Origin of the sequence: Colwellia asteriadis, assembly GCF_039523295.1 — a bacterium.
In the GTDB taxonomy this organism is placed as follows: Bacteria; Pseudomonadota; Gammaproteobacteria; order Enterobacterales; family Alteromonadaceae; genus Colwellia; species Colwellia asteriadis.
This window is the reverse complement of record NZ_BAAAFA010000002.1, coordinates 226040-248016: the sequence shown is the minus strand read 5'-3', so window position 1 is coordinate 248016 and position 21977 is coordinate 226040. Positions and strand designations below refer to the sequence as shown.

18 protein-coding genes are annotated in these 21977 nt (G+C 39.4%); 11 read left to right on the top strand and 7 right to left on the bottom strand.

Going from position 1 to position 21977, the window contains the following annotated elements; translation table 11 throughout:
• Positions 1–342 precede the first annotated feature (342 nt).
• The 6 genes from ilvG (at position 343) to ABD005_RS04195 (ending at position 8251) form a co-directional block, all read left to right on the top strand.
• A complete protein-coding gene (gene ilvG / locus ABD005_RS04220; RefSeq protein WP_343815328.1) occupies positions 343–2007 on the top strand; it encodes an acetolactate synthase 2 catalytic subunit in 1665 nt (554 codons plus the stop codon).
• 1 nt (position 2008) lies between these two features.
• A complete protein-coding gene (ilvM, locus tag ABD005_RS04215; RefSeq protein WP_343815325.1) occupies positions 2009–2281 on the top strand; it encodes an acetolactate synthase 2 small subunit in 273 nt (90 codons plus the stop codon).
• A 137-nt stretch (positions 2282–2418) separates the two neighbouring features.
• Positions 2419–3345, top strand: a complete 927-nt coding sequence (locus tag ABD005_RS04210; RefSeq protein ID WP_215980031.1) for a branched-chain amino acid transaminase — start codon at positions 2419–2421, stop codon at positions 3343–3345.
• A gap of 274 nt (positions 3346–3619) precedes the next feature.
• Entirely contained in the window at positions 3620–5479 is a 1860-nt protein-coding gene (ilvD, locus tag ABD005_RS04205) for a dihydroxy-acid dehydratase (RefSeq protein ID WP_215980032.1), read from the top strand.
• A 162-nt stretch (positions 5480–5641) separates the two neighbouring features.
• Complete coding sequence (gene ilvA, locus ABD005_RS04200) at positions 5642–7207, top strand: threonine ammonia-lyase, biosynthetic (RefSeq protein ID WP_343815321.1); 1566 nt, start codon at positions 5642–5644, stop codon at positions 7205–7207.
• Positions 7208–7318: 111 nt separating this feature from the next.
• Positions 7319–8251, top strand: coding sequence for a prohibitin family protein (locus ABD005_RS04195; protein ID WP_215980034.1), 933 nt, complete (start codon positions 7319–7321; stop codon positions 8249–8251).
• Positions 8252–8414: 163 nt separating this feature from the next.
• Here the strand turns inward: ABD005_RS04195 and ABD005_RS04190 are convergent, their stop codons facing one another.
• The 7 genes from ABD005_RS04190 to ABD005_RS04160 all read right to left on the bottom strand — a co-directional run bounded on the left by ABD005_RS04190 (position 8415) and on the right by ABD005_RS04160 (position 13254).
• Complete coding sequence (locus ABD005_RS04190; protein WP_343815318.1) at positions 8415–8855, bottom strand: hypothetical protein; 441 nt, start codon at positions 8853–8855, stop codon at positions 8415–8417.
• Complete coding sequence (locus ABD005_RS04185) at positions 8833–9135, bottom strand: hypothetical protein (RefSeq protein ID WP_343815315.1); 303 nt, start codon at positions 9133–9135, stop codon at positions 8833–8835. The genes ABD005_RS04190 and ABD005_RS04185 overlap by 23 nt, the downstream gene beginning before the upstream one ends.
• 257 nt (positions 9136–9392) lie before the next feature.
• Positions 9393–9956, bottom strand: a complete 564-nt coding sequence (locus ABD005_RS04180; protein WP_343815313.1) for a LemA family protein — start codon at positions 9954–9956, stop codon at positions 9393–9395.
• A gap of 12 nt (positions 9957–9968) precedes the next feature.
• Positions 9969–11012, bottom strand: coding sequence for a hypothetical protein (locus ABD005_RS04175; RefSeq protein WP_343815310.1), 1044 nt, complete (start codon positions 11010–11012; stop codon positions 9969–9971).
• Positions 11013–11320: 308 nt separating this feature from the next.
• A complete protein-coding gene (locus ABD005_RS04170) occupies positions 11321–12082 on the bottom strand; it encodes a hypothetical protein (RefSeq protein ID WP_343815308.1) in 762 nt (253 codons plus the stop codon).
• Positions 12055–12366 (bottom strand): hypothetical protein, encoded by a 312-nt coding sequence (locus ABD005_RS04165; RefSeq protein ID WP_343815306.1) that lies wholly within the window; start codon positions 12364–12366, stop codon positions 12055–12057. The genes ABD005_RS04170 and ABD005_RS04165 overlap by 28 nt, the downstream gene beginning before the upstream one ends.
• Positions 12367–12507: 141 nt before the next feature.
• The gene (locus ABD005_RS04160) at positions 12508–13254 is read right to left on the bottom strand and encodes a hypothetical protein (RefSeq protein ID WP_343815304.1); all 747 of its coding nucleotides are present in this window, start codon (positions 13252–13254) and stop codon (positions 12508–12510) included.
• Between the two features lie 552 nt (positions 13255–13806).
• Between ABD005_RS04160 and ABD005_RS04155 the strand changes: the two genes are divergently transcribed.
• The 5 genes from ABD005_RS04155 (at position 13807) to ABD005_RS04135 (ending at position 21947) form a co-directional block, all read left to right on the top strand.
• Positions 13807–14703, top strand: a complete 897-nt coding sequence (locus ABD005_RS04155) for a redoxin family protein (RefSeq protein WP_343815301.1) — start codon at positions 13807–13809, stop codon at positions 14701–14703.
• A 202-nt stretch (positions 14704–14905) separates the two neighbouring features.
• Entirely contained in the window at positions 14906–15373 is a 468-nt protein-coding gene (locus ABD005_RS04150; RefSeq protein ID WP_343815296.1) for a hypothetical protein, read from the top strand.
• A gap of 168 nt (positions 15374–15541) precedes the next feature.
• Complete coding sequence (locus ABD005_RS04145; RefSeq protein WP_343815293.1) at positions 15542–17074, top strand: TolC family protein; 1533 nt, start codon at positions 15542–15544, stop codon at positions 17072–17074.
• Positions 17071–18816, top strand: coding sequence for an efflux RND transporter periplasmic adaptor subunit (locus tag ABD005_RS04140; protein ID WP_343815290.1), 1746 nt, complete (start codon positions 17071–17073; stop codon positions 18814–18816). The genes ABD005_RS04145 and ABD005_RS04140 overlap by 4 nt, the downstream gene beginning before the upstream one ends.
• Positions 18813–21947, top strand: coding sequence for an efflux RND transporter permease subunit (locus ABD005_RS04135; protein ID WP_343815287.1), 3135 nt, complete (start codon positions 18813–18815; stop codon positions 21945–21947). Before ABD005_RS04140 ends, ABD005_RS04135 begins: the two co-directional genes overlap by 4 nt.
• Positions 21948–21977: the final 30 nt, after the last annotated feature.

Sequence of the window (21977 nt, the reverse complement as noted above, 5' to 3'; positions counted from 1 at the left end):
CACCAAAAGCTATGGTACTAATTTAATAAGTGCACGAAAGCTGAATAAAAATTAACTAGAACAAAATAAAAATTCAGTTTTAACAATAAAAAATAAAGAACGATAAAATGCATAAATTTAACTCAATTATTATTAACGTCCTCGTCGTGGTGATTATTAAAACATCGCGAGGGTTTTCGTTGAGCTAAAAAATAGCAATTTATCGAAAAACAAACCCTCGCTTCTATGAACCGGGGGTTTTTTATTATTCAACGTAAAACTAGAGTAATAACTTGATTTTAAGAACATTTTTTAAACATAACTTTTGAACGTAATTTTTAACAAAACAATTTTGGATTTATCATGACCGAGAGCAAACCGTTAACAGGCGGCGGATTATTATTTGAAGTGTTACAACAACACGGTGTCGAGCACGTTTTTGGCTACCCAGGTGGCGCAATTATGCCTATTTACGACGCCCTGTATGACAGCGATGTTCAACACTTTCTCTGTCGTCATGAACAAGGTGCTGCTTTTTCGGCTGTTGGTTATGCCCGCGCTGCTGGTAAAGTAGGTGTATGTTTAGCCACTTCTGGCCCTGGTGCTACTAACTTAATTACGGGTCTTGCCGATGCCCTTGCTGACTCAATTCCTGTGGTTGCTATTACTGGTCAAGTACCCACTTCGGCTATGGGTAGTGATGCTTTTCAAGAGATAGATATTTTCGGTTTATCACTTGCCTGTACTAAGCATTCATTCCAAGTAACCGACATTAATGACCTAGAAAAAGTATTGCATCAAGCATTCGAAATTGCCTTAGAAGGTCGCCAAGGTCCTGTATTGGTAGATATTCCAAAAGATGTTCAGTTAGCTGAAGTTACTGAACGTTTAGATAAATTATCGCATTTAGAAAACAAAGTGCATTTGCCATTAGCAGATATTAGTAATGCATTAGATTTATTAACCCATGCGCAACAGCCTATTTTATATGTTGGCGGTGGTGTTGGTATGGCTAATGCCGTTGAGGAAACTCGACAGTTTGCTAAAGAAACTGGCATGCCAAGTGTGTCTACCTTGAAAGGTTTAGGCGCCATGAACCCAGAAGATGAAAATTATTTGGGTATGTTAGGTATGCATGGCACCAAAGCGGCAAATAACGCCGTACAACAGTGTGATTTATTAGTTGTCGTTGGTGCGCGTTTTGATGACCGTGTTACTGGCAAGTTAAATGAATTTGCGCCAAATGCTAAAGTTATCCATTTTGATATTGATACTGCTGAAATCAACAAGCGCCGTGCCGCTAATGTGGCAATTTTAGGTGACTTAAAAGCCAATCTACCTTTACTTTCTGTGCCACTAAGCATTGCCCCATGGCAAGAAAAGCTACAAGAAATGAAAGCCGATTGTGCATGGCGTTATGATCACCCAGGCGAAAATATTTTTGCGCCTGCGGTATTAAAAGCTGTCAGCGATTTAATGCCAAAAAATACTTGTGTTACAACTGATGTAGGTCAACACCAAATGTGGGCTGCACAACATATGGACTTTAACGATCCGTGTAACTTTTTAACCAGTGGCGGCATGGGTACTATGGGCTTTGGCTTACCTGCAGCAATTGGTGCACAAATTAGTCGTCCGCATGATACCGTTATTGCCGTTTCAGGTGATGGCTCTATCATGATGAATGTTCAAGAATTAGCGACCATAAAACGTTATCAAATTCCGGTAAAAATCGTATTAATTGATAACGCTAAACTAGGCATGGTACGTCAATGGCAAGACCTGTTTTTCGACGGGCGTTTAAGTGAAACCGATTTATCAGATAACCCTGATTTCATCATGTTATCGACGGCGTTCGACATCAAATCAAAGCAAATCACTAAAAAGAGTGAAGTAAACACAGCGGTTGAAGAAATGCTTGATCACGACGGTCCTTACCTTTTACAAGTAAAAATAGATGCTGCTGAAAATGTTTGGCCGCTAGTACCACCTAATACAGCTAACCATAAAATGATGGAGAGTGTTTAAAATGAACTCGACAACTTTAAATGACTATCAACTAATTATTATTGCCGACGACAGACAAGTGGTACTTGAGCGTATTTTACAAGTAACACGCTACCGTGGTTTTTTAATTAATGGCATTAATGCACAGGTGAATACCGGCAATAAAGTCGCCACAATTACCTTACAAGTTAGCAGCTCTCGACCTATTACCTTATTAATTGATCAAATTAATAAACTGATCGACATCAAAGGTGTCACGGTAGACAATAGTGCAACGCAACAATGTAGTGCGTAACAATTATAAATAGTGCCAAATTGATTAAGTGTTTAATAAACAACAACCTAATCATATTGGAACAACAAGCATCTATAAAATTCCGACGGAGTGTTCCACGAATACTCCGTCGACACTAATAAGAGTAGGAAAATAAAATGGCAAAAGTACACGCAGATTTAATTTGGTTCAACGGGGAACTTATGCCGTGGGAAAACGCCACGGTTCATGTAATGAGTCATGCACTTCATTATGGTTCATCTGTATTTGAAGGTATTCGTGCTTATAACACACACAAAGGTACGTGTATTTTCCGTTTAGAAGAGCATATTGAGCGCCTTTTTAATTCAGCAAAAATTTACCGTATGAATATTCCTTACACGCAAGCAGAGATCATTCAAGCTTGTAAAGATTCTGTGGTAAAAAATGGTTTGAAATCAGCTTATTTACGTCCGTTATTTTTCTTAGGCGATATAGGCATGGGTTTACGTCCGCCAACAGATGCGGTTGCCGATGCAATGATCGCAGCCTTTAGCTGGGAAGCATATTTAGGTGCTGAAGCTATTGAAGACGGTGTTAATGTGGGTGTTTCAAGCTGGAACCGTTTAGCGCCAAACACTATGCCAACAGCGGCAAAAGCAGGTGGTAACTACTTATCATCACAATTAATATCAACTGAAGCAGCGCGCCACGGTTATACCGAAGGTATCGCTCTTGATGTTAATAACATGGTGAGTGAAGGCGCAGGTCAAAACTTATTTTTAGTACGCAAAGGTGTTATTTACACGCCACCGAGTTCAGCTTCAATTCTAACCGGTTTAACGCGTGATGTAGTAATGACATTAGCGGCAGATTTAGGTTATGAAGTACGTGAAGAAGCAATTGCGCGTGACGCATTATACCTTGCTGATGAATTCTTCATGACCGGCACAGCGACTGAAATAGTACCTGTTAAAACCGTTGATGGTTTACCTGTAGGTACTGGCTCACGCGGTCCTATCACGAAGGCATTACAAGAAGCTTTCTTCGGTATTTTTGATGGTACTACTGAAGATAAATGGGGTTGGTTAGAGTCTGTTGAATAAACGGCCTTTTGAGAGCTAGCGCTTTATCAGGAGTGCTTACCTATTGTTATAGGCTTCGCACTCCTGTTTTGAGTTAATCTCAAGATACTAGTTACTTCACTTTTATGGCGAAAGATATAAACGAACTAAAACTAACGTACAAACTAAGGCTAGCGCCCAAACTAAGTATTATTTTAAAAGCTTAATCACTAATTTTACTCTTATTAAGCTTTTAAAATAAAACTAATAAAAACTTATTAAACATAATACTAACCTCTAATTGGAAGTCCTGAATATGCCTAAATTAAGATCTGCTACCTCTACTCAAGGCCGTAATATGGCCGGTGCTCGTGCACTTTGGCGCGCTACAGGTATGACCGATGGCGATTTTGGCAAACCAATTATTGCGGTGGTTAATTCATTTACGCAATTTGTACCTGGTCATGTGCACTTAAAAGACATGGGGCAACTTGTTGCAGGCGCCATTGAAGAAGCAGGCGGTGTTGCAAAAGAATTTAACACCATTGCCGTTGATGACGGCATTGCTATGGGTCACTCAGGCATGCTTTACAGCCTACCTTCTCGCGATTTAATTGCCGACTCTGTTGAATATATGGTTAACGCACATTGTGCTGATGCCATGGTATGTATTTCAAACTGCGACAAAATCACCCCAGGAATGTTAATGGCTGCAATGCGTTTAAACATTCCAGTAATTTTTGTTTCGGGTGGACCAATGGAGGCAGGTAAAACCAAATTAAGCGAACAAATTATTAAACTTGATTTAGTAGACGCTATGATTCAAGGTGCTGATCCAACAGTATCTGACGAGCAAAGTGACCAAGTTGAACGTTCAGCCTGTCCTACTTGTGGTTCATGTTCTGGTATGTTTACCGCAAATTCAATGAACTGTTTAGCCGAAGCCTTAGGTTTAGCATTACCAGGCAATGGTTCAATGTTAGCAACCCACGCTGATCGCGAACAATTATTCTTAAAAGCAGGTAAACAAATTGTTGAGCTAACTAAGCGTTACTATCAAGATAACGACGAGTCAGCATTACCACGTAATATCGCCAACAAAGACTCTTTTTCAAACGCAATGTGCTTAGACATTGCGATGGGCGGCTCAACCAATACTATTTTGCATTTACTGGCTACCGCACAAGAAGCTGAAATAGATTACACCATGGAAGATATGGATAAATTATCTCGTATCGTGCCACAGTTATGTAAAGTAGCGCCATCAACACCAGATTATCATATGGAAGATGTTCATCGCGCTGGTGGTGTTATTGCTATTTTAGGTGAATTGGCCCGCGCTAACTTATTAAAAACAGATGTTCCTAATGTATTAGGCACAACCTTAGCTGATGTTATCGCTCAGTATGATATTAAAGTTACCGATGATGAAGAGGTTAAAAAGTTCTATCGCGCTGGCCCTGCCGGTATTCGTACTACTAAAGCCTTTAGCCAAGATTGTCGCTGGGATACGTTAGACGATGATAGAGCGAATGGTTGTATTCGTAGCATTGATAATGCCTTTTCAACGGAAGGTGGCTTAGCGGTACTTTCGGGTAATATTGCCGTTGATGGCTGCGTGGTAAAAACCGCGGGTGTTAGTGACGACAACTTAATATTTACTGGTCCTGCACATATTTTTGAAAGCCAAGACGATGCCGTTGCCGGTATTTTAGACGGTAAAGTAGTTGCTGGTGAAGTGGTGGTTATTCGTTACGAAGGCCCTAAAGGTGGTCCAGGTATGCAAGAAATGCTTTACCCAACTACTTATTTAAAATCAATGGGCTTAGGCAAAGCTTGTGCTCTACTTACCGATGGTCGTTTCTCAGGCGGTACTTCTGGCCTGTCTATTGGCCACGTATCACCAGAAGCCGCAAGTGGCGGAACCATCGCCTTAGTAGAACAAGGCGATATTATTCATATCGACATACCTACGCGTGAAATTACTCTACAAATTAGCGAAGAAGTATTAGCAACACGTCGCGCAGCAATGGAAGCTAAAGGCAAAGATGCTTGGCAACCTAAAGATCGTGTTCGCCCAATTAGCTACGCACTGAAAAACTATGCCATGTTAGCCACGAGTGCTGACAAAGGAGCTGTTCGTAACCGCGCCTTACTAGACGGCTTAACCGAGTAATATCATTATGTCTAAAGCCTGTTTTAGACATAATAATTAACCTTACCGATGTTCGGCTAGCACAGGCCGAGCATCGTATTACCATCGCTAGTTAATGAGTAAAATTGAAGCCACAATCAAATTCTAAAAAATTAAGTCAACCACCGTAATTTAGGCAATACCATGACCGCAACGCAAGATCTACTCACGCAAAATACACAACAAGCTGAACAACTCGATTATTTACGACGTATTCTGCTTGCACCGATTTACGATGTTGCAGTAGAAACTGAACTGACTCCACTGACTAAATTATCAACGCGTTTAAATAATCAAATTTATTTAAAACGCGAAGACCAGCAACCTGTACATTCTTTTAAATTACGTGGTGCATACAACAAGCTCGCCAATTTAACCGAAGAACAATGCATTCATGGTGTTATCGCCGCTTCAGCAGGTAACCATGCGCAAGGTTTAGCACTGGCAGCAAGTAAACTTGGTATAAAAGCGACTATTGTTATGCCAAAAACTACACCCGACATTAAAGTCGACAATGTCCGTCGTTTTGGTGGCGAAGTACGCTTAGTAGGTAATAGCTTTAACGAAGCTCAAGCGGCATCTCAAGAATATGCACAAGCAGAAAACAAAACCCTTATTCACCCTTTTGACGATGTTGATGTTATTGCTGGTCAAGGTACCGTTGCTAAAGAGTTATTACAACAACTGCCCCATGCTGACGTAGTATTCATTCCTGTTGGCGGTGGTGGTTTACTGGCTGGCATGGCGGTTTACTTAAAACAACTGAGCCCAAAAACTAAAATTATTGGCGTAGAAGCAGAAGACTCTGCTTGTTTAAAAGCGGCACTCGCCGCAGGCGGACCTGTTGATATTACTCAAGTAGGACTTTTTGCCGACGGCGTTGCAGTTAAGCGCATAGGTGAAAACACCTTTGGTTTAATTCAGCGCTATTGCGACGAAGTAATTACCGTAAATACCGACGAAATTTGTGCTTCAATTAAAGACATTTTTGAACAAACACGTGTTATTGCCGAACCTGCTGGCGCTTTGTCGTTAGCTGGTTTACAAAAATATTGTCAAAGTAGCCAAGGCTCAGAGTCTTTAGCCGCAATACTTTCTGGCGCCAACATGAACTTTCATAGCTTACGTTATGTGTCTGAACGTTGTGAATTAGGCGAGAAAAAAGAAGCTATTTTAGCAGTAACCATTCCCGAAGAAAAAGGCAGCTTTAAGCGCTTTTGCCAAGCAATAGGTAATCGCGCAATTACTGAGTTTAACTACCGTTACACAGGTGAACCCAGTGCTGAAATATTTGTTGGTATTCGCCTAGGGGGCAGCGTGCAAGAACGCCAGCAATTATTACAAGGTTTAGTTAACGCTAATTATAAAGTGCGTGACTTTACCGATAATGAGCTAGCCAAGCTTCATGTACGCTATATGATTGGCGGAAAAAACATTACCCCTGCACATCATCAAAAAAATGAGCGCTTATTTAGTTTTGAATTTCCTGAGCACCCTGGTGCCCTTGAGAAATTTCTAGCAGCAATGGGTGAGCATTGGAACATCACTTTATTCCATTACCGAAACCATGGCGCGGCATTTGGTCAAGTATTAGCAGGCTTTGATGTAGACAATAAGCAAGAGCAAGAGTTTTTTCAACATTTGGCAGATTTAGGCTACCAGTGGCAAGAAGAAACCGACAACTTGGCATATCAAACCTTTTTAAATTAACCACAAACGTTACTTAATTGGCCGAACAAACAAAAGCCTTGACATATTATGTCAAGGCTTTATTGTTATTAACAAGTAGTTATAAATGTTAAATAAGCAGAAGGAAATAATATGTTAAAAAATGGACTAAGCAAAAAGACCGTTGATGTAAATGCCGCGCAAGCAACTAAACATATTGGTAAAGTTGTTAGTGGCGTTATCGCTCTAGCAGTTTTATGGCAAGTACCTTACACCATTGACGAAGGTCATGTTGGCATAGTTAAGCGCTTTGGTGAAGCAACCACCCAAGTAAATCCGGGGCTACACACTAAAGTTCCCTTTGCTGACAGTATTGAAGAGTTAGAAATTCGTACTCGTAAAAATTCTGAGAATTTAAAAGCCTCTACTTTTGAGCAAATGCCTGTACAAGCGGAAGTATCGGTAAACTGGACCGTCATTCGCGCAGAGGCCTTTGAGCTTTACAAAGGTTACGGCGGCTTAGATCAATTTGAAAATAGAATTTTAGACCCACGTTTACGCTCTGCCACTAAAGATGCACTCGCACGCTTTAAAGCTGAAAAAATAATCCAAAACCGTGGACAAGTTATTCAAAAAATTGAAGAAACATTACTCGAAGCCATGGCTGAATTTCCGGTAAAGCTTGATAGTGTACAAATAGAAAACTTGGTATTACCACAAAAATACTTACAAAGTATTGAAACTAAGCAAACCGAAAAAAACTTAGCCGAAGCTGAAAAACACCGTTTAGAGCGACAAAAACTTGAAGCTCAGCGTGAGGTAAATACCGCTGAAGCAAAACGTGATGCTGAAAAAGCCCGTGCTGACGGTAGTGCTTACGCCATAGAAATTGAAGCAAAAGCGCAAGCTGAGGCAATTCGTGTTAAAGGTTTAGCAGAAGCTGAATCTATGGTGAAAAAAGCCGAAGCCATTAAAAACAATAAAACCTTAGTTGAGTACGTCAAAGCACAACAATGGAATGGTAAATTACCAACAACGGTAATGGGTAGCGGCCAAGACATTTTGTGGAATATGAAAGAAAAATAAGCTCATATTCATAATTTGCCAAAGCTAGTCTTCACCAACAAAGCAAATATAGACCTAATCAAGCAATTGATTAGGTCTATTACAAATAAGTCCAACACGGTTAGTGGTAAAAATAACAGCTTGAGATGAATTTAGTTACTGGTAAAGCATTAACAAGTAACCGTTACCAAAATTCCTTATCTAAATATTTACCATTTTTTCGATCGTAAAAAGGGGCTTGCGCATACAACTCAGGTGTTAGAGTTTCTTTTTTCACCTCTTCTGTTGACTCCCTATCTTCAAGTAAATTTTGCCAATTTCGATAAAAGCCTTTCGGAATAGGCTTAGTTTTATCCATATAATGATTTACTTCCGTCCAAAGAATTTGTGCTGACTCAGGTGTTCTGGGCATAAAACTAACCGTGTAAATCTTTTGCCACCACATTGTTTTGGGGAATTTTTTGGGGGCGAGAAAAGCAACACGATGCATAACCCCTTTACTGGACGATACTTTACTGGTGTATAACTCAACATCTTCTATGCCTACTGAAAAATGCTTATCACCATTACCAATAGGAAAAATAACCAAACCGGTTTTGCGTTCAAAACGAATAGAGACATACATGCTTTCTGTGTATTTGACTTTTATTAGGTAAGCTAGCCATAAGCCAGTAAATAAACTTATCCCTCCCCCCCCAATATAATGCAAATGACTTTTGAGTTTGAGGGTACGAAATTAACAAGGCAATTCCAATACAAAAGGCTATTGTTAACGGAATAGCCCAAGACGTTTTACTTATATACTCCATATTCATTGACCCCATTGATAAATATTCAGGGTTAGTAAATAGTTGGCCGTTATTTTGTTCAAAACTAAATTCAGTCAAAGGTTCAATTTTTTTCATGCCTCGACCAAGTCGAAAATTCCTCAGTTTACTATTACTCTCCTCTAAAATTGTATTATCAACTATAGGCTTAGCTTCTAAGTTACCGCCACTAAAGAAATTGAATATTACATACATACCCTGTAGTAGTGGATATTGTGTTTTTTTCGCTCATTTTCAGTAGTAACAAAGTCTTCGGGAAATGTATTACCGCAGCTAATTAAAGATAATAATCATAAAAAAAAGACTAATTAAATCATAATATTCACGTATTAAATTTATGTTAGTTTGTATTCAAAATCAGCCTCAGCTTCGCTGTCTGAAAACACATTGATTAGCTTTTTCTGGTTTAAAATAGTATTAACAAGTGAGTTGGGAAATGTTTGGATCCCATTGTTAAACGACTCAACATTTTGATTAAAAATACGTACAGTGGCGCCAATATTTTCTTCTTGTTCCGTTAACTCCTTCATAAATCCAATATACAATTTAGATGCTTTCAAATCGGGATATGCTTCAACTGCCACTCTAATACCACCAACTAAAGCCCTAGTACTTTCTTGCGCGGTTTTTAAACTGCTATGATCAATATCGGATTCTGATAAATTTGTGATCGCTTCACGTAATTGTGTAATTTGCTTTTGCAACGCTTGCTCATAGTCACCGTATTTATTGAGTGAGCTTTCTAGATAAGGAATGATTTTGTTTTTTTGTCGTTGCTGAGTAATGACATTCGCCCACGCCCTTTTAACCGCATTATGACGACGGATAATACCGTTATAAATTTTCACAATAACGATAAACAGGATCGTTAACGGAATTAAAATTATTAAAATTTCCATCTAAGATCTCCCCTACTTAAAATTATTATCTGTTAATGTCATTAATTTATGCGCAAAAAGTAGCAGCTCATTAAGCCTATTAACTTCGTTTTTTTCATTTATCTCGGATAAGAATTGCTGAGGTTGCCTTAACCCGAATTTACGCGTATTTTCAAATACTTCAACCGCGGTAGATAAACACGCCTTACCATGGTTGTTTACTTCAAAATGAACGCCTTTAAGCTGTTCATCTAAATCTTCGAAAGCGAGTACAACCGTTGGTTTTAGGAATTTACTTGCGCGTTTGTCATCTTTACATTTAACCCAGTATCTTTTATTAAACTCTATTGAAGCGGGTGTAAACGACTGTTGAGACTTAATAGCTGTGCCAGTTTTAATTTCAATTTCTTTAGTAAAGCTAAAATCAAACAGGATTCCATAACGCCTTGAATGAACATAAGTCATTACGGTTCGTGTTGTCGTCCTCCCTTCTGAATCTGTAGAGGTTACAACCTCTCTGCGCTCAGTAACATAATGAAAACAGTAATATTGATACGCAAATGAATATTCACTACCACTAAAGTTTGCGTTAAATAATTTTTCGGTGTTCCAATAGTGATTGCCTCGTTGGAAATCATTAAGTACTTTAGCCATTTTCTTTGCGTGTTCAACACCATTAATTTTTTGAGGTATCATACCGGCATCAACGATAAGATCTTTTCTATATATCTCATCTGATAAAGCATCAATCCTCGAATTACGAGTAAGTCCGAGCCACATAAAAAAACCGCACATAATAAGCGCAAATATGATTGGCGAACACTGATTAAATGTACGCACGAAGTAAAAAATGAAATCCAAATTAAGTTTAGGAGCGATTAAATAACCAAAAAAACACGCTACTAATAGGCACAAGCCTGATAATAACCACACCTTTGTATTGTTAAACTCTATAGGGCCATCAAATGCTATGGCGTCTTCAATAACACTACTTAAGCATTGTTGTGTTGTAGCATTTTCTGTCTTTTGTTTAGTGCTATCAAGTAAGGTTCTAAGTCTTTCATTGTGTGAGGGCATACCAAAAACATCCATATTAAATTTGATTTATTCGTCCGTGAACTTGCATCATAGCTTATCTAAAAAGTAATTCCAAATACTTGAATTAATTATAGAAAGAAAAAATATTCACACCATTTATTTATAAAATAATGGCATTTTCAATAAAAAGCCCAAGCGAATTGTTCGGGCTTAATGTTATTGCCTGCCTTGCTATGGTGTAGTTTATTCTTACTCATTCTTTATATTTCTTTAATTTTGTTATTGCGTTAGCCGCTACTCAGTTAGTTTTAAGCGACTGTCCCTGTTATTTTTTGTTAGTTTTAAAATTAAATACCTATGGTTAGCTGCCTAAATACAACCCCTGCACGCTTTCTCCATAGTGGCACAGCTAATTCATCATCAAAATACTTTTGCTCTATCGGCCAGATTAACCATGGTTTTTCTAACTCTTTTTTAGCGCACGTTGGATCGTGTATCGCACTTTCAAAAGAAAAGTTATGGACCATTTCTTCTAACGCTTCCTCTATTGCTCTTTGGTGTTTAACATGCATTTTACGCCAATGATATTCAGGGCGGTTATGTTTTTTATCGTAAGCAACGGTGAGCGGGTCAAGATGGCGAAATGCTTCCAACTCAGGCATATCGGGTAATGGCAAGGTATTATCAGCAAAGCGCTGAATTAATTCCCACTTATGCTGACAATGATTAGGGTTGTGCGGATTATCTCTAATATTAATTTGTAAAAAAGCACCGCTGTAAGTGTAATGGTCTTTATGGGCTAAGCACAAGGTATAGCTTGAGCCACCTTGTTGATTTTTAATTTGTTTCGAATAAAACGCCTCAATGTCAGTTAGTAAAAAGGTAGCATGACCAAATTCGTTTTTTTCTGGGTTACCCTTCACGCGCCAAGTAAAGCTAATGGTTTGTTTTTCTCGGTCAATATAAGCGCCCTTAAATCGATTAAACACAAAATTTAATAAAAAGTGACAATTTAACCAAAATAAATTCCATGCCACAACGATGTATAAAACGAACATTGGAAAGTCTGTGGTAGCAGAAATCATTGATACAATAAAAAAAATGCGCAAGTAAGAGAGCCTACCCCCCCAAGTATTGTTGGCCCTGCAACAACAAAAAATGCCAATAAATTACCAGTAACGCTATTAATAGCGTAATAGCGCTCACCTTGCTTTAAGTATTCATCACCTGCTAAATTCCGCCTAACGTAATCACCTAACTTTTTGGTTAACTCCAACCCAATAAAGTTCTCATCAGCCTTGAGCCCTTCTCCAGCTTTGAAATAACGATTAAAAACCCGCTGATTAGGTAAGGTGGTTGCGCCTGCTTTAAACCAGCGATAGTTAAAACCCATAGTTACAGTCCTTAGCTAAACCAATAACTAAACCAATAGCTAAATCAATCACGACAAATATCATGCTTTATTTTCATCCTTAAAATTTTTTAATATTACGCTTAACGCCGCTCTAAGCAGCACGGTGCTATGCTGTTAGGATTAAACACCAACAATTAGCTGTCTAAGAACTACTCTACCTCGTCTTTTCCACAGTGGTATTGCCTCTTCATCGGTAAAATATTTTTTATCAACCTTCCACGTTCGCCACGGTTTTTCTAACTCTTTTTGAGCGTAACGCTCAGGGTCTGCTATCGCACTATTAAAAAAGAAACTATTCACCTGCTTTTCTATTTCAGCCTCTATCGCTCTTTGTTGTTTAACGTGCATATTACGCCAATGAAATTTAGGTCGCTGGTGTTTCTTATCATAGGCAACGGTAACAGGGTCTAACTGTCGAAATTTTTCTAAATCAGGTATGTCGGGCAGTGGCAAAGTATTGTCGGCAAAGCGCTGAATTAATTCCCACTCCATTTGGCAAAAGTTTGTGTTATGCGCACTATCAGGCACGCTAATTTGTAAAAAAGCGCCATCATAGCTGTCATGGTCTTTATGGGCTAAACACAAGGCATAGGCTGAGCCGCCGTTTTGATTACGTAACTGTAATGACGCAAACGCTTCAATATCACTTAGTGGGAAGGTAGCATGACCAAATTCATTTTTTGCGGGGTTACCACTAACGTGCCAAGTAAAACTAATGGTTTGCTTTTCTCGGTCGATGTAGGCACCTTTGAATTTATTAAAAATAAAATTTAAAGCAAAGCGGAAATTAAGCCAAAAAAAATTCCAACCAATGGTCGCCGCTAAAAGCCACCAAGGAAAATCCACATCAGAAAAAAGAACTGCCATTATAAAAAAAAATACGCAGGCAAGCGAAGCGACCCCTCCATATATAGAAGGTAGATATAAAGCTAGAATTTTCAATACATTATTGTTCATACTAAAAACAGGGTAATAGCGTTCTCGTTGCGTGAAATACCTCCCCATTATTAGATTTTCCCTTACATAATCGCCTACGTTTCGTGTAAACTCTAAACCCATGACATTATCAGTTTTCCGGTGTTCGTAAGCGCGGCTTTCCTTAAAATAGCGATTAAAGACCCGCTGATTCGATAAAGTAACAGCGCCACCTTTAAACCAATTATAATTAAAACCCATCGTTTATTATTCCGTTCATGTTCTTCCTCATTCCTTTGAGTACAATTTAAAGCTTAAATCGTGAGCCTGTAACAATTAACTCCATAGATACTTTTTATCCAAAACGCTCGCAGTATATCAAGCTTCAGTTGGAGCTAACATTTTTATATTTTCCATAATACGATTGTATTTGGATATAGCGTATTTTCTTAGATTGAAGGTATACTCAATACCTAATCATTTACTGTAAAGAGTGCAAAATTCATGAAAGCCTTACTCTCACTTATTATGTTGGTTTTTACCTTAGTACCTATGGCATTCGCCGATGATTTAAACGACATTCCATTAACCGACTTTAAGTCAAATAAAGCAATATCATTAGCTGAATTTGATAAATCAAAGCCTACTTACCTGAAACTTTGGGCAACGTGGTGTCAACCCTGTATGGCGCAAATGCCGCATTTTCAAAAGCTTCATGAAACCTATGGTGAAAAAATTAATATTATCGCGGTGAATATTAATATCAATGAAGAGATGAAATATATTGATGACGTTATCACTAAATTTGGTCTAACTATGCCAGTATTACTTGATAATGAGGGGCAACTTAGTGAAGCGCTTGGGCTCGTAGGAACCCCTTTTAGTGTTCTTATTAACACCAATAACGATGTAGTGTACACAACACACGAGTCGGATGAATTACTAGATACTTTTATTGCTAAACTCGCCAAAGGTGAGACGCTTGCGAGCAAAAGCGATGACATGCTCAGCGAACAAGCGAAGCAAAAGATTATTGCACCTTGGCAAACGGGCAATCATACTTTATTTTTTACCGCGACTTGGTGTGATTGGTACCTTAAAGATTCCAGACCCAAAATGGCCAATGATTGCAAAGATATTCAGTCAGCAATTACCAAAAAATTCCAACAATCAGGTGATAAATCATGGCATGGCTTTGTAAATCACTTATGGACAGATGACAAAGCACTTACCGACTTTATTACACTTTACCAATTAGGTTTTCCGTTCAATATAGATAACAATGGTGTGTTATTCACTCACTTTAATATTCGAAATATTCCAACCATAATCCACATTGAAAATGGTAAGGTTGTTGAAAAAATAACAGGTGATGAAATAAAGCAATTGCTTGCAAAATAACGGCAGCGCCACACATTTTAATATTGTTTAAGCTGCTATTTAGGTGATTTTATCTAAGTACTGTTATCTAGGAGGTATTAGTTGAGTAACATAACTAGTTGGGTAATATAACGGCGAAACCAAGTGGCAGCTTGAACTGTTGATTTTGTTAGTGCTAAAATCAACTTTCATTCACGCATTTTTATCAACTTTGGTATAACTTGTGACATCTATTATTAATAAAACAGTTTTAGTTACTCTGCTTTGCTTGATCTTAGTCGGTCAATCAATGGCATCCGTTACTATGTTTTATAGTATGGCTGGAATGACTTCAATGAGTGGCGTTATCTTGAGTGATGATAGCAGCACTAACAGTGCATCTAACTCTATGGCTCATTGTCAACACGGTGCTTCTGCAAGTGAAGTAATGCAACCTATGATGTCGGTTAACAGCGCACACCATGAAAGCCCTCAGCAAATTAGCGCTAAAAAACAACCAAGCAATAGCAACGAGCAATGTTGCGCACAAGACTGCCAATGTTTAACGGGTGGCTGTTCTAATGCATCTGCTTTTTCAAAGTCTATTGCCTATAGTGGCATTAACGCTACGGCGAACAAAATCAGTTTTGTTAATAAAACCCCTGTAACACAGCCCTTACCTTCTTTATATCGTCCACCGATAGTTAGCTGATCACAGCCTCATTGCCTCTAAAATTTGAGGTGATTCTCATTTTTCAACGATAAGCGTTTAATTTATCATCATTTTATTAACACCAATGGTTAGTGTTTTTATTTTACGCATGTAAGTGCCTGTTAAAAATATATTAACCCTAGTGTTAAATTTCTCTTTGGAGAGAATATGTTTGCTATTTTTTTTACCAAACACCAGACAGCTAGCCAAGCAATGGCTAAGCAACAAACTATAAAGCACAATAATGCGGTTTATAGTTCGCCGTATTACTCAACGTGCTTAACTGTAATAACCTTTGTTTTTATTGTCTTTTGCGCTTTTATTTTTATTAGCTCAGCCAGTGCTGCAACATTGGCTACGGCGAATAATTCAAACACAGCCATAAAAACACTAAGCCTACAGCACGCTATAAACTATGCGCAGCAAAATGATCCTTGGCTAAAGGGCAATCAACACCAACAGCAAGCCATAGAGTCACTGAGTAATGCTGCTGCAACATTACCCGACCCAAAAATGTCACTCGGGCTCAACAATTTACCAACCGATGGTTTTGATTTTTCTCAAGAAGGTATGACGCAAGTAAAAGTAGGCATTAGCCAAATGTTTGCGCGAGGTGACAGCTTAGCGATTAAAAAGCAACAACTGCACCTGTCCAGTGAGGCTTACCCTTATTTACGCCAAGACCGCAGCGCACAAGTTGCCGTTACGGTAGGCAGCTTATGGCTAGACGCATTTAAAGCGCAGCAAAGTATTGCCTTAATTGAAAAAAATCGTGCTTTGTTTGATCAGCTAACCGACATTGCCCAAATTAATTATGCTTCAACCGCAGGAAAAACACGCCAGCAAGACATTATTCGTGCACAGTTAGAGTTAACGCGCTTAGAAGAGCGCCTTGATACCTTTGCCGGTCAACAAAGTAAGTATCACGGCATGATGTCGCCGTGGTTAACACCGTTTGAGGTTGAGTCATTAGCAACTCAACCTAACGTAGCTTTTGAGCAGCAAGGTATGTTCACTTTAAGTAGTACATTACCCGATATTAGTTTATTGAAACCTGAACTCGTGCAAAGTAAACAGTGGTTATCAGCAACGCAATTAGCACAACAATTCGCAAATCATCCAGCGGTATTTGCGTTAAATAAAAAAATAGCCTCAAACAAAACAGGTATTAGTCTCGCTGAACAAGCTTATAAGCCTGAATGGGGAGTTAACGCAAGCTATGGTTATCGTGATGATACTCCTAGCGGCGCAAGCAGAAGTGATTTTTTCTCTGTTGGGGTGACTTTTGACTTACCTTTGTTTACTGAAAATAAACAAAACATGGCGGTTAAGTCGGCTATTTCACAAACCGAATCCGTTAAAACTGAAAAAATATTGTTATTACGGCAATTAATCGCCTCATTTAATAGCGCTAAGGGAAGGTTTCTACGGATACAAACTCGAAAATCGCTTTATCAAACTCAGCTATTACCACAAATTCACGATCAAGCCGAAGCAGCGCTTTCTGCTTATACCAACGATGATGGCGATTTTGCTGAAGTAGTACGCGCACGTATTGCGGTACTCAACGCAGAAATAGACCATATCAACCTGTTAGTGGAAGAACAAAAACTTATACTGGCGCTTAACTACTTATTTATCGCGCAAAAAACCAGTGTTACTAATCAACCTAGCCTAGCAGCACTAGGAGAGAATTCATGAATATAAAACCACCAGCACCACAAAGCTCTCAATCCCAAAATATTCAACACAAAGATGCTAACGGCTTAAGTATTATTGCCAGTCCACTTGTTGGCTTAGCTGTAGGTTTAGCTATCGGTATTTTATTGACCTTAATTTTAGTTATATTGTTGAGTGATAATACTACGCATCATAGTATGCCAGACACTACAGCAAACGCTATTAGCGCAAATAGCACTCCAGCTAAAGCCGAGCCACTTTATTGGGTAGCACCAATGGATGCTAACTATCGTCGAGACAAACCAGGAAAATCGCCGATGGGCATGGATTTAATTCCATACTACGGTAATACCGCGCAAAATAACGCCTTTGATGAAGGGCCTGGTACTATTAGTATCTCGCCAAGTGTCATTAATAACTTAGGCGTACGTACTACCGAGGTGAGTTTAAAGTCTTTAAATAATGAAATTAAAACCGTCGGTTATGTTACCTACAATGAAGATAAGTTGATACATATTCACCCTCGCGTAGCAGGCTGGATTGAAAAACTCCATATTCAAGCCATTGGCGATACTATTAAGCAAGGTCAACCCCTGTACGATATATACTCACCCGAGCTCGTTAATGCACAAGAAGAATTATTGCTTGCACTTGATCGAAAAAACACACGTTTGATCAACGCAGCCAAAAACCGTCTTGTGGCTTTACAATTACCTGAAAGCGCTATTACTACCCTAAAAAATACCCGACGGGTACAACAGTATGTAACGTTTTATGCCCCTCAAAATGGTGTGGTTGAAAGTTTAGACATACGCGAAGGCTTTTATGTTAAGCCTGAAACTATGATGCTATCTATTGTTGATTTAAGCCAAGTGTGGTTAAAAGCAGAAGTCTTTGAGAAAGATATTGTTAACGTTGCCACGGGTAACACCGCCACTATGCACTTAGATTATTTTCCTGGCAGAGTGTGGTCGGGTACCGTCGCTCATATTCACCCTATGCTAACCTCTGCGACACGCACCGGCATTGTAAGGCTAAAGTTTGACAACAGTGACGGTTACTTAAAGCCCAATATGTTTGCACAAGTTACCCTCAATGTCAGTGCTAGCGAGCCAGTATTACAAATTCCTCGTGAAGCTCTAATTCGTACCGGCCATCAAGATCGCGTGGTATTGGCTTTAGGCGATGGATACTTCAAGTCTGTTGCCGTTACCGTTGGTCACTTTGACAATAATCATGTTGAAATTTTAACTGGCTTGCACGCTGGTGAAAAAATTGTCAGCTCAGCGCAGTTCTTACTCGATTCTGAATCAAGTAAATCATCTGACTTTAAACGCATGGATGCTTTTTCAGAGCACGCACACATGACTGATGAATATGGTAATAATCAGCATAGCACTGACGAACATAGCACTGATGCACACAAACACGGTACGGAGCAAAATACCTCACAAGTCAGTAGCGCTATGGTTCATGGTACGGTTACTTCGGTTATGGCAGATCATCGCATGGTTACCATTGACCGTGAAGCTATTGAAAAATGGAACAGACCCGCAGCCAGCGTTGATTTTATCGTGGATGACGCGGTTGATATCAGTTTATTTGTTACTGGTGCTTACTTAATGTTTACCTTCGAAATTCATGACGGAGATTTTATTATTATCAAGGCCATGGCAATGAAAGGTAATAATCATGGTGATTTTCATGATCACGGCGCTGCCCATACGGTAGAAGCAGGTTTGAATAAGGTTTACACCAAATGATCGGCGCTATTATTCGTTGGTCTGTGACCAATCGCTTACTGGTATTACTCAGTACATTGATGCTCATTGGTGCAGGTATTTATTCACTTAAAAATACCCCTGTTGATGCACTCCCTGATTTGTCTGATGTACAGGTAATCATTAAAACAAGCTATCCAGGTCAAGCACCACAAGTTGTTGAAGATCAGGTGACGTATCCATTAACTACCGCGATGTTATCGGTACCTGGTGCTGAAACAGTGCGTGGTTTTTCATTTTTTGGTGACTCTTACGTTTACGTTATTTTCTCAGAAGATACCGACCTATATTGGGCACGTTCACGTGTTTTAGAGTACTTAAGCCAAGTAGCCCCCAATCTACCCACTGAAGCAAAACCACAATTAGGCCCTGATGCCACGGGTGTCGGCTGGGTCTATTTATATGCACTGGTTGATAAAAGCGGTCAACATGATTTAAGTCAATTACGCAGTATTCAAGACTGGTTTTTAAAATACGAACTACAAACAGTCGCAGGTGTTTCTGAAGTGAGTGTTTTAGGCGGTATGGTTAAACAGTATCAAATACAGGTTAATCCCGATAAATTACGTGCTTTTGGTATTCCACTGTCGTTAATTCAAACCGCAATCAAGCAAGGTAATCAAGAAGTTGGTGCGTCGGTTGTGGAAATGGCTGAAGCGGAATATATGGTGCGCGCAACAGGTTACCTCAAAGGTATTGATGATTTAGAAAACATTCCTTTAGGTGTTAATGAAAATGGCACGCCGCTGCTACTAAAAGATGTTGCTGACATTACTACTGGTCCGCAAATGCGTCGTGGTATCGCCGAGCTTAATGGTGAGGGTGAAACGGTTGGCGGTATTGTCGTTATGCGCTTTGGTGAAAATGCGCAGCAAGTGATTAATCGCGTCAAAAGTAAGCTTGAACAACTGAAAAAAGGCTTACCTGACGGCGTTGAAATAGTGACGGTTTATGATCGCTCTGCGCTCATTGAGCGAGCGGTTGATAACTTAACCTCTAAACTTGTTGAAGAGTTTGTCGTGGTGGCCATAGTCTGCATTATTTTCCTCTTTCATTTACGCTCTTCCCTTGTGGTTATTTTCAGTATTCCTGTCGGTATTCTGACCGCTTTTACGGTTATGCACGCACAGGGGCTTAACGCTAATATTATGTCATTAGGTGGTATTGCCATTGCCATTGGCGCTATGGTTGATGGTGCTATTGTGATGATAGAAAACATGCATAAGCACCTTGAAAAACTACCTCCAGAAGAAAAACTCAGTAATGAAAAACGCTGGCAATTAGTCATTAACGCTGCCAACGAAGTTGGTCCAGCGCTGTTTTTCAGTTTATTGATTATTACCGTAAGTTTTGTGCCGGTATTTACCTTAGAAGCACAAGAAGGAAAAATGTTTTCACCACTCGCCTATACCAAAACCTATGCGATGGCAGCTTCTGCCGCATTGGCAATTACCTTAGTGCCAGTGCTGATGGGTTATTTCATTCGCGGCAACGTGTTAGCTGAACATAAGAACCCTATTAATAAAGCATTAACCGCTGCCTATATGCCACTACTCAAAACGGCACTCAATTTTCCTAAAATTACGGTGTTCGCCGCTGTTATTATTTTAGGTGCTGGCTTATATCCGGTAAATAAAATTGGTAGTGAATTTATCCCTCCGTTGGATGAAGGTGATTTAATGTATATGCCAACCACATACCCAAGTATTTCTATTGGGCAAGCACGGCAATTGCTACAACAAACAGACAAACTGATTAAAACCTTGCCTGAAGTCGCAACCGTGTTTGGCAAAGTAGGTCGCGCGGAAACGGCAACCGATGCAGCGCCTTTAACCATGATAGAAACATTTATTCAGCTAAAACCACAAAGTGAATGGCGCGCTGGTGTTACTACGGCTAGTTTGAAAAAAGAGCTCGACGCATTAGTTAAACTCCCTGGGGTAACTAATGCTTGGGTAATGCCAATCAAAACCCGTATAGATATGCTTGCTACTGGTATTAAAACCCCTGTAGGTATAAAAATAGCTGGGCCAAACTTGCAAGTAATTCAAGATATTGGTCAGCAACTTGAGAATATTTTGCCACAAGTTAACGGCACGGCTTCGGTCTATTCTGAACGCGTTGCTGGCGGGCGCTATATTAATGTTGATATTTTACGTGCTAAGTCGGCTCGTTATGGCTTAAATATTAATGATATTCAGCAAGTTATTGCTACTGCTATTGGTGGAATGAATGTCACCAAGACCATTGAAGGTTTAGAGCGCTATCCGGTTAGCTTACGTTACCCGCAAGATTACCGTAATTCACCTGAGCAATTAGCCAAGCTGCCAATAGTGACACCGTCTGGGCAACGCATAGCCTTGGGTGATGTTGCAACAATTGCGATTAAAGATGGGCCGCCAAGTATTAAATCAGAAAATGCCCGCCTTAATGGCTGGGTATTTATTGATATTGAAGCACGAGATATTGGCGGTTATGTGACTGCTGCACAGGCTGTAGTTAACGAGCAGCTAAGTTTACCCGCAGGTTACTCTATTACTTGGGCAGGTCAATACGAATATATGGAGCGCGCTAAAGCCAAGTTAACCTATGTTATTCCGCTAACCTTACTTATTATTATTGTTTTGTTGTATTTAAACTTTAAAAATGTGGTTGAAGTAGTACTAATTTTAGGCACGCTGCCATTAGCTATGGTCGGTAGTATTTGGCTAATGTACTTACAAGGCTTTAACTTTTCAGTTGCCGTTGCCGTTGGCTTTATTGCCTTAGCAGGCGTTGCCGTTGAAATAGGCGTGTTGATGTTAGTGTACTTAAACCAAGCTTATCAACAAGTTGTTGAAAGTAAGCAGGCCGCCCAAGAAACACTCACGAAAAGTGATATTCTGCAATCAGTAATACAAGGTGCTGGAATGAGAATACGCCCAATAATGATGACCGCAGGTACCGTGATTATTGGTTTACTGCCAATAATGTATGGTACAGGCACAGGCTCAGAAGTAATGAGTAGAATTGCCACACCTATGGTTGGCGGTATGATCAGCGCAATGCTATTAGCTTTACTGGTGTTACCCGTATTATTTTACTTATGGAAAGCACAATCTATTAAGAAGTAATCCGAGTTCAAGTTAAATAAAACAAGAGCT

Bases quoted from the DNA above. Each gene is read 5' to 3' on its own strand.
- ilvG (WP_343815328.1), top strand. From the start codon at position 343: ATGACCGAGAGCAAACCGTTAACAGGCGGCGGATTATTATTTGAAGTG.
- ilvM (WP_343815325.1), top strand. From the start codon at position 2,009: ATGAACTCGACAACTTTAAATGACTATCAACTAATTATTATTGCCGAC.
- ABD005_RS04210 (WP_215980031.1), top strand. From the start codon at position 2,419: ATGGCAAAAGTACACGCAGATTTAATTTGGTTCAACGGGGAACTTATG.
- ilvD (WP_215980032.1), top strand. From the start codon at position 3,620: ATGCCTAAATTAAGATCTGCTACCTCTACTCAAGGCCGTAATATGGCC.
- ilvA (WP_343815321.1), top strand. From the start codon at position 5,642: ATGACCGCAACGCAAGATCTACTCACGCAAAATACACAACAAGCTGAA.
- ABD005_RS04195 (WP_215980034.1), top strand. From the start codon at position 7,319: ATGTTAAAAAATGGACTAAGCAAAAAGACCGTTGATGTAAATGCCGCG.
- ABD005_RS04190 (WP_343815318.1), bottom strand. From the start codon at position 8,855: ATGTATGTCTCTATTCGTTTTGAACGCAAAACCGGTTTGGTTATTTTT.
- ABD005_RS04185 (WP_343815315.1), bottom strand. From the start codon at position 9,135: ATGAAAAAAATTGAACCTTTGACTGAATTTAGTTTTGAACAAAATAAC.
- ABD005_RS04180 (WP_343815313.1), bottom strand. From the start codon at position 9,956: ATGGAAATTTTAATAATTTTAATTCCGTTAACGATCCTGTTTATCGTT.
- ABD005_RS04175 (WP_343815310.1), bottom strand. From the start codon at position 11,012: ATGCCCTCACACAATGAAAGACTTAGAACCTTACTTGATAGCACTAAA.
- ABD005_RS04165 (WP_343815306.1), bottom strand. From the start codon at position 12,366: ATGGGTTTTAACTATCGCTGGTTTAAAGCAGGCGCAACCACCTTACCT.
- ABD005_RS04160 (WP_343815304.1), bottom strand. From the start codon at position 13,254: ATGGCAGTTCTTTTTTCTGATGTGGATTTTCCTTGGTGGCTTTTAGCG.
- ABD005_RS04155 (WP_343815301.1), top strand. From the start codon at position 13,807: ATGAAAGCCTTACTCTCACTTATTATGTTGGTTTTTACCTTAGTACCT.
- ABD005_RS04145 (WP_343815293.1), top strand. From the start codon at position 15,542: ATGTTTGCTATTTTTTTTACCAAACACCAGACAGCTAGCCAAGCAATG.
- ABD005_RS04140 (WP_343815290.1), top strand. From the start codon at position 17,071: ATGAATATAAAACCACCAGCACCACAAAGCTCTCAATCCCAAAATATT.
- ABD005_RS04135 (WP_343815287.1), top strand. From the start codon at position 18,813: ATGATCGGCGCTATTATTCGTTGGTCTGTGACCAATCGCTTACTGGTA.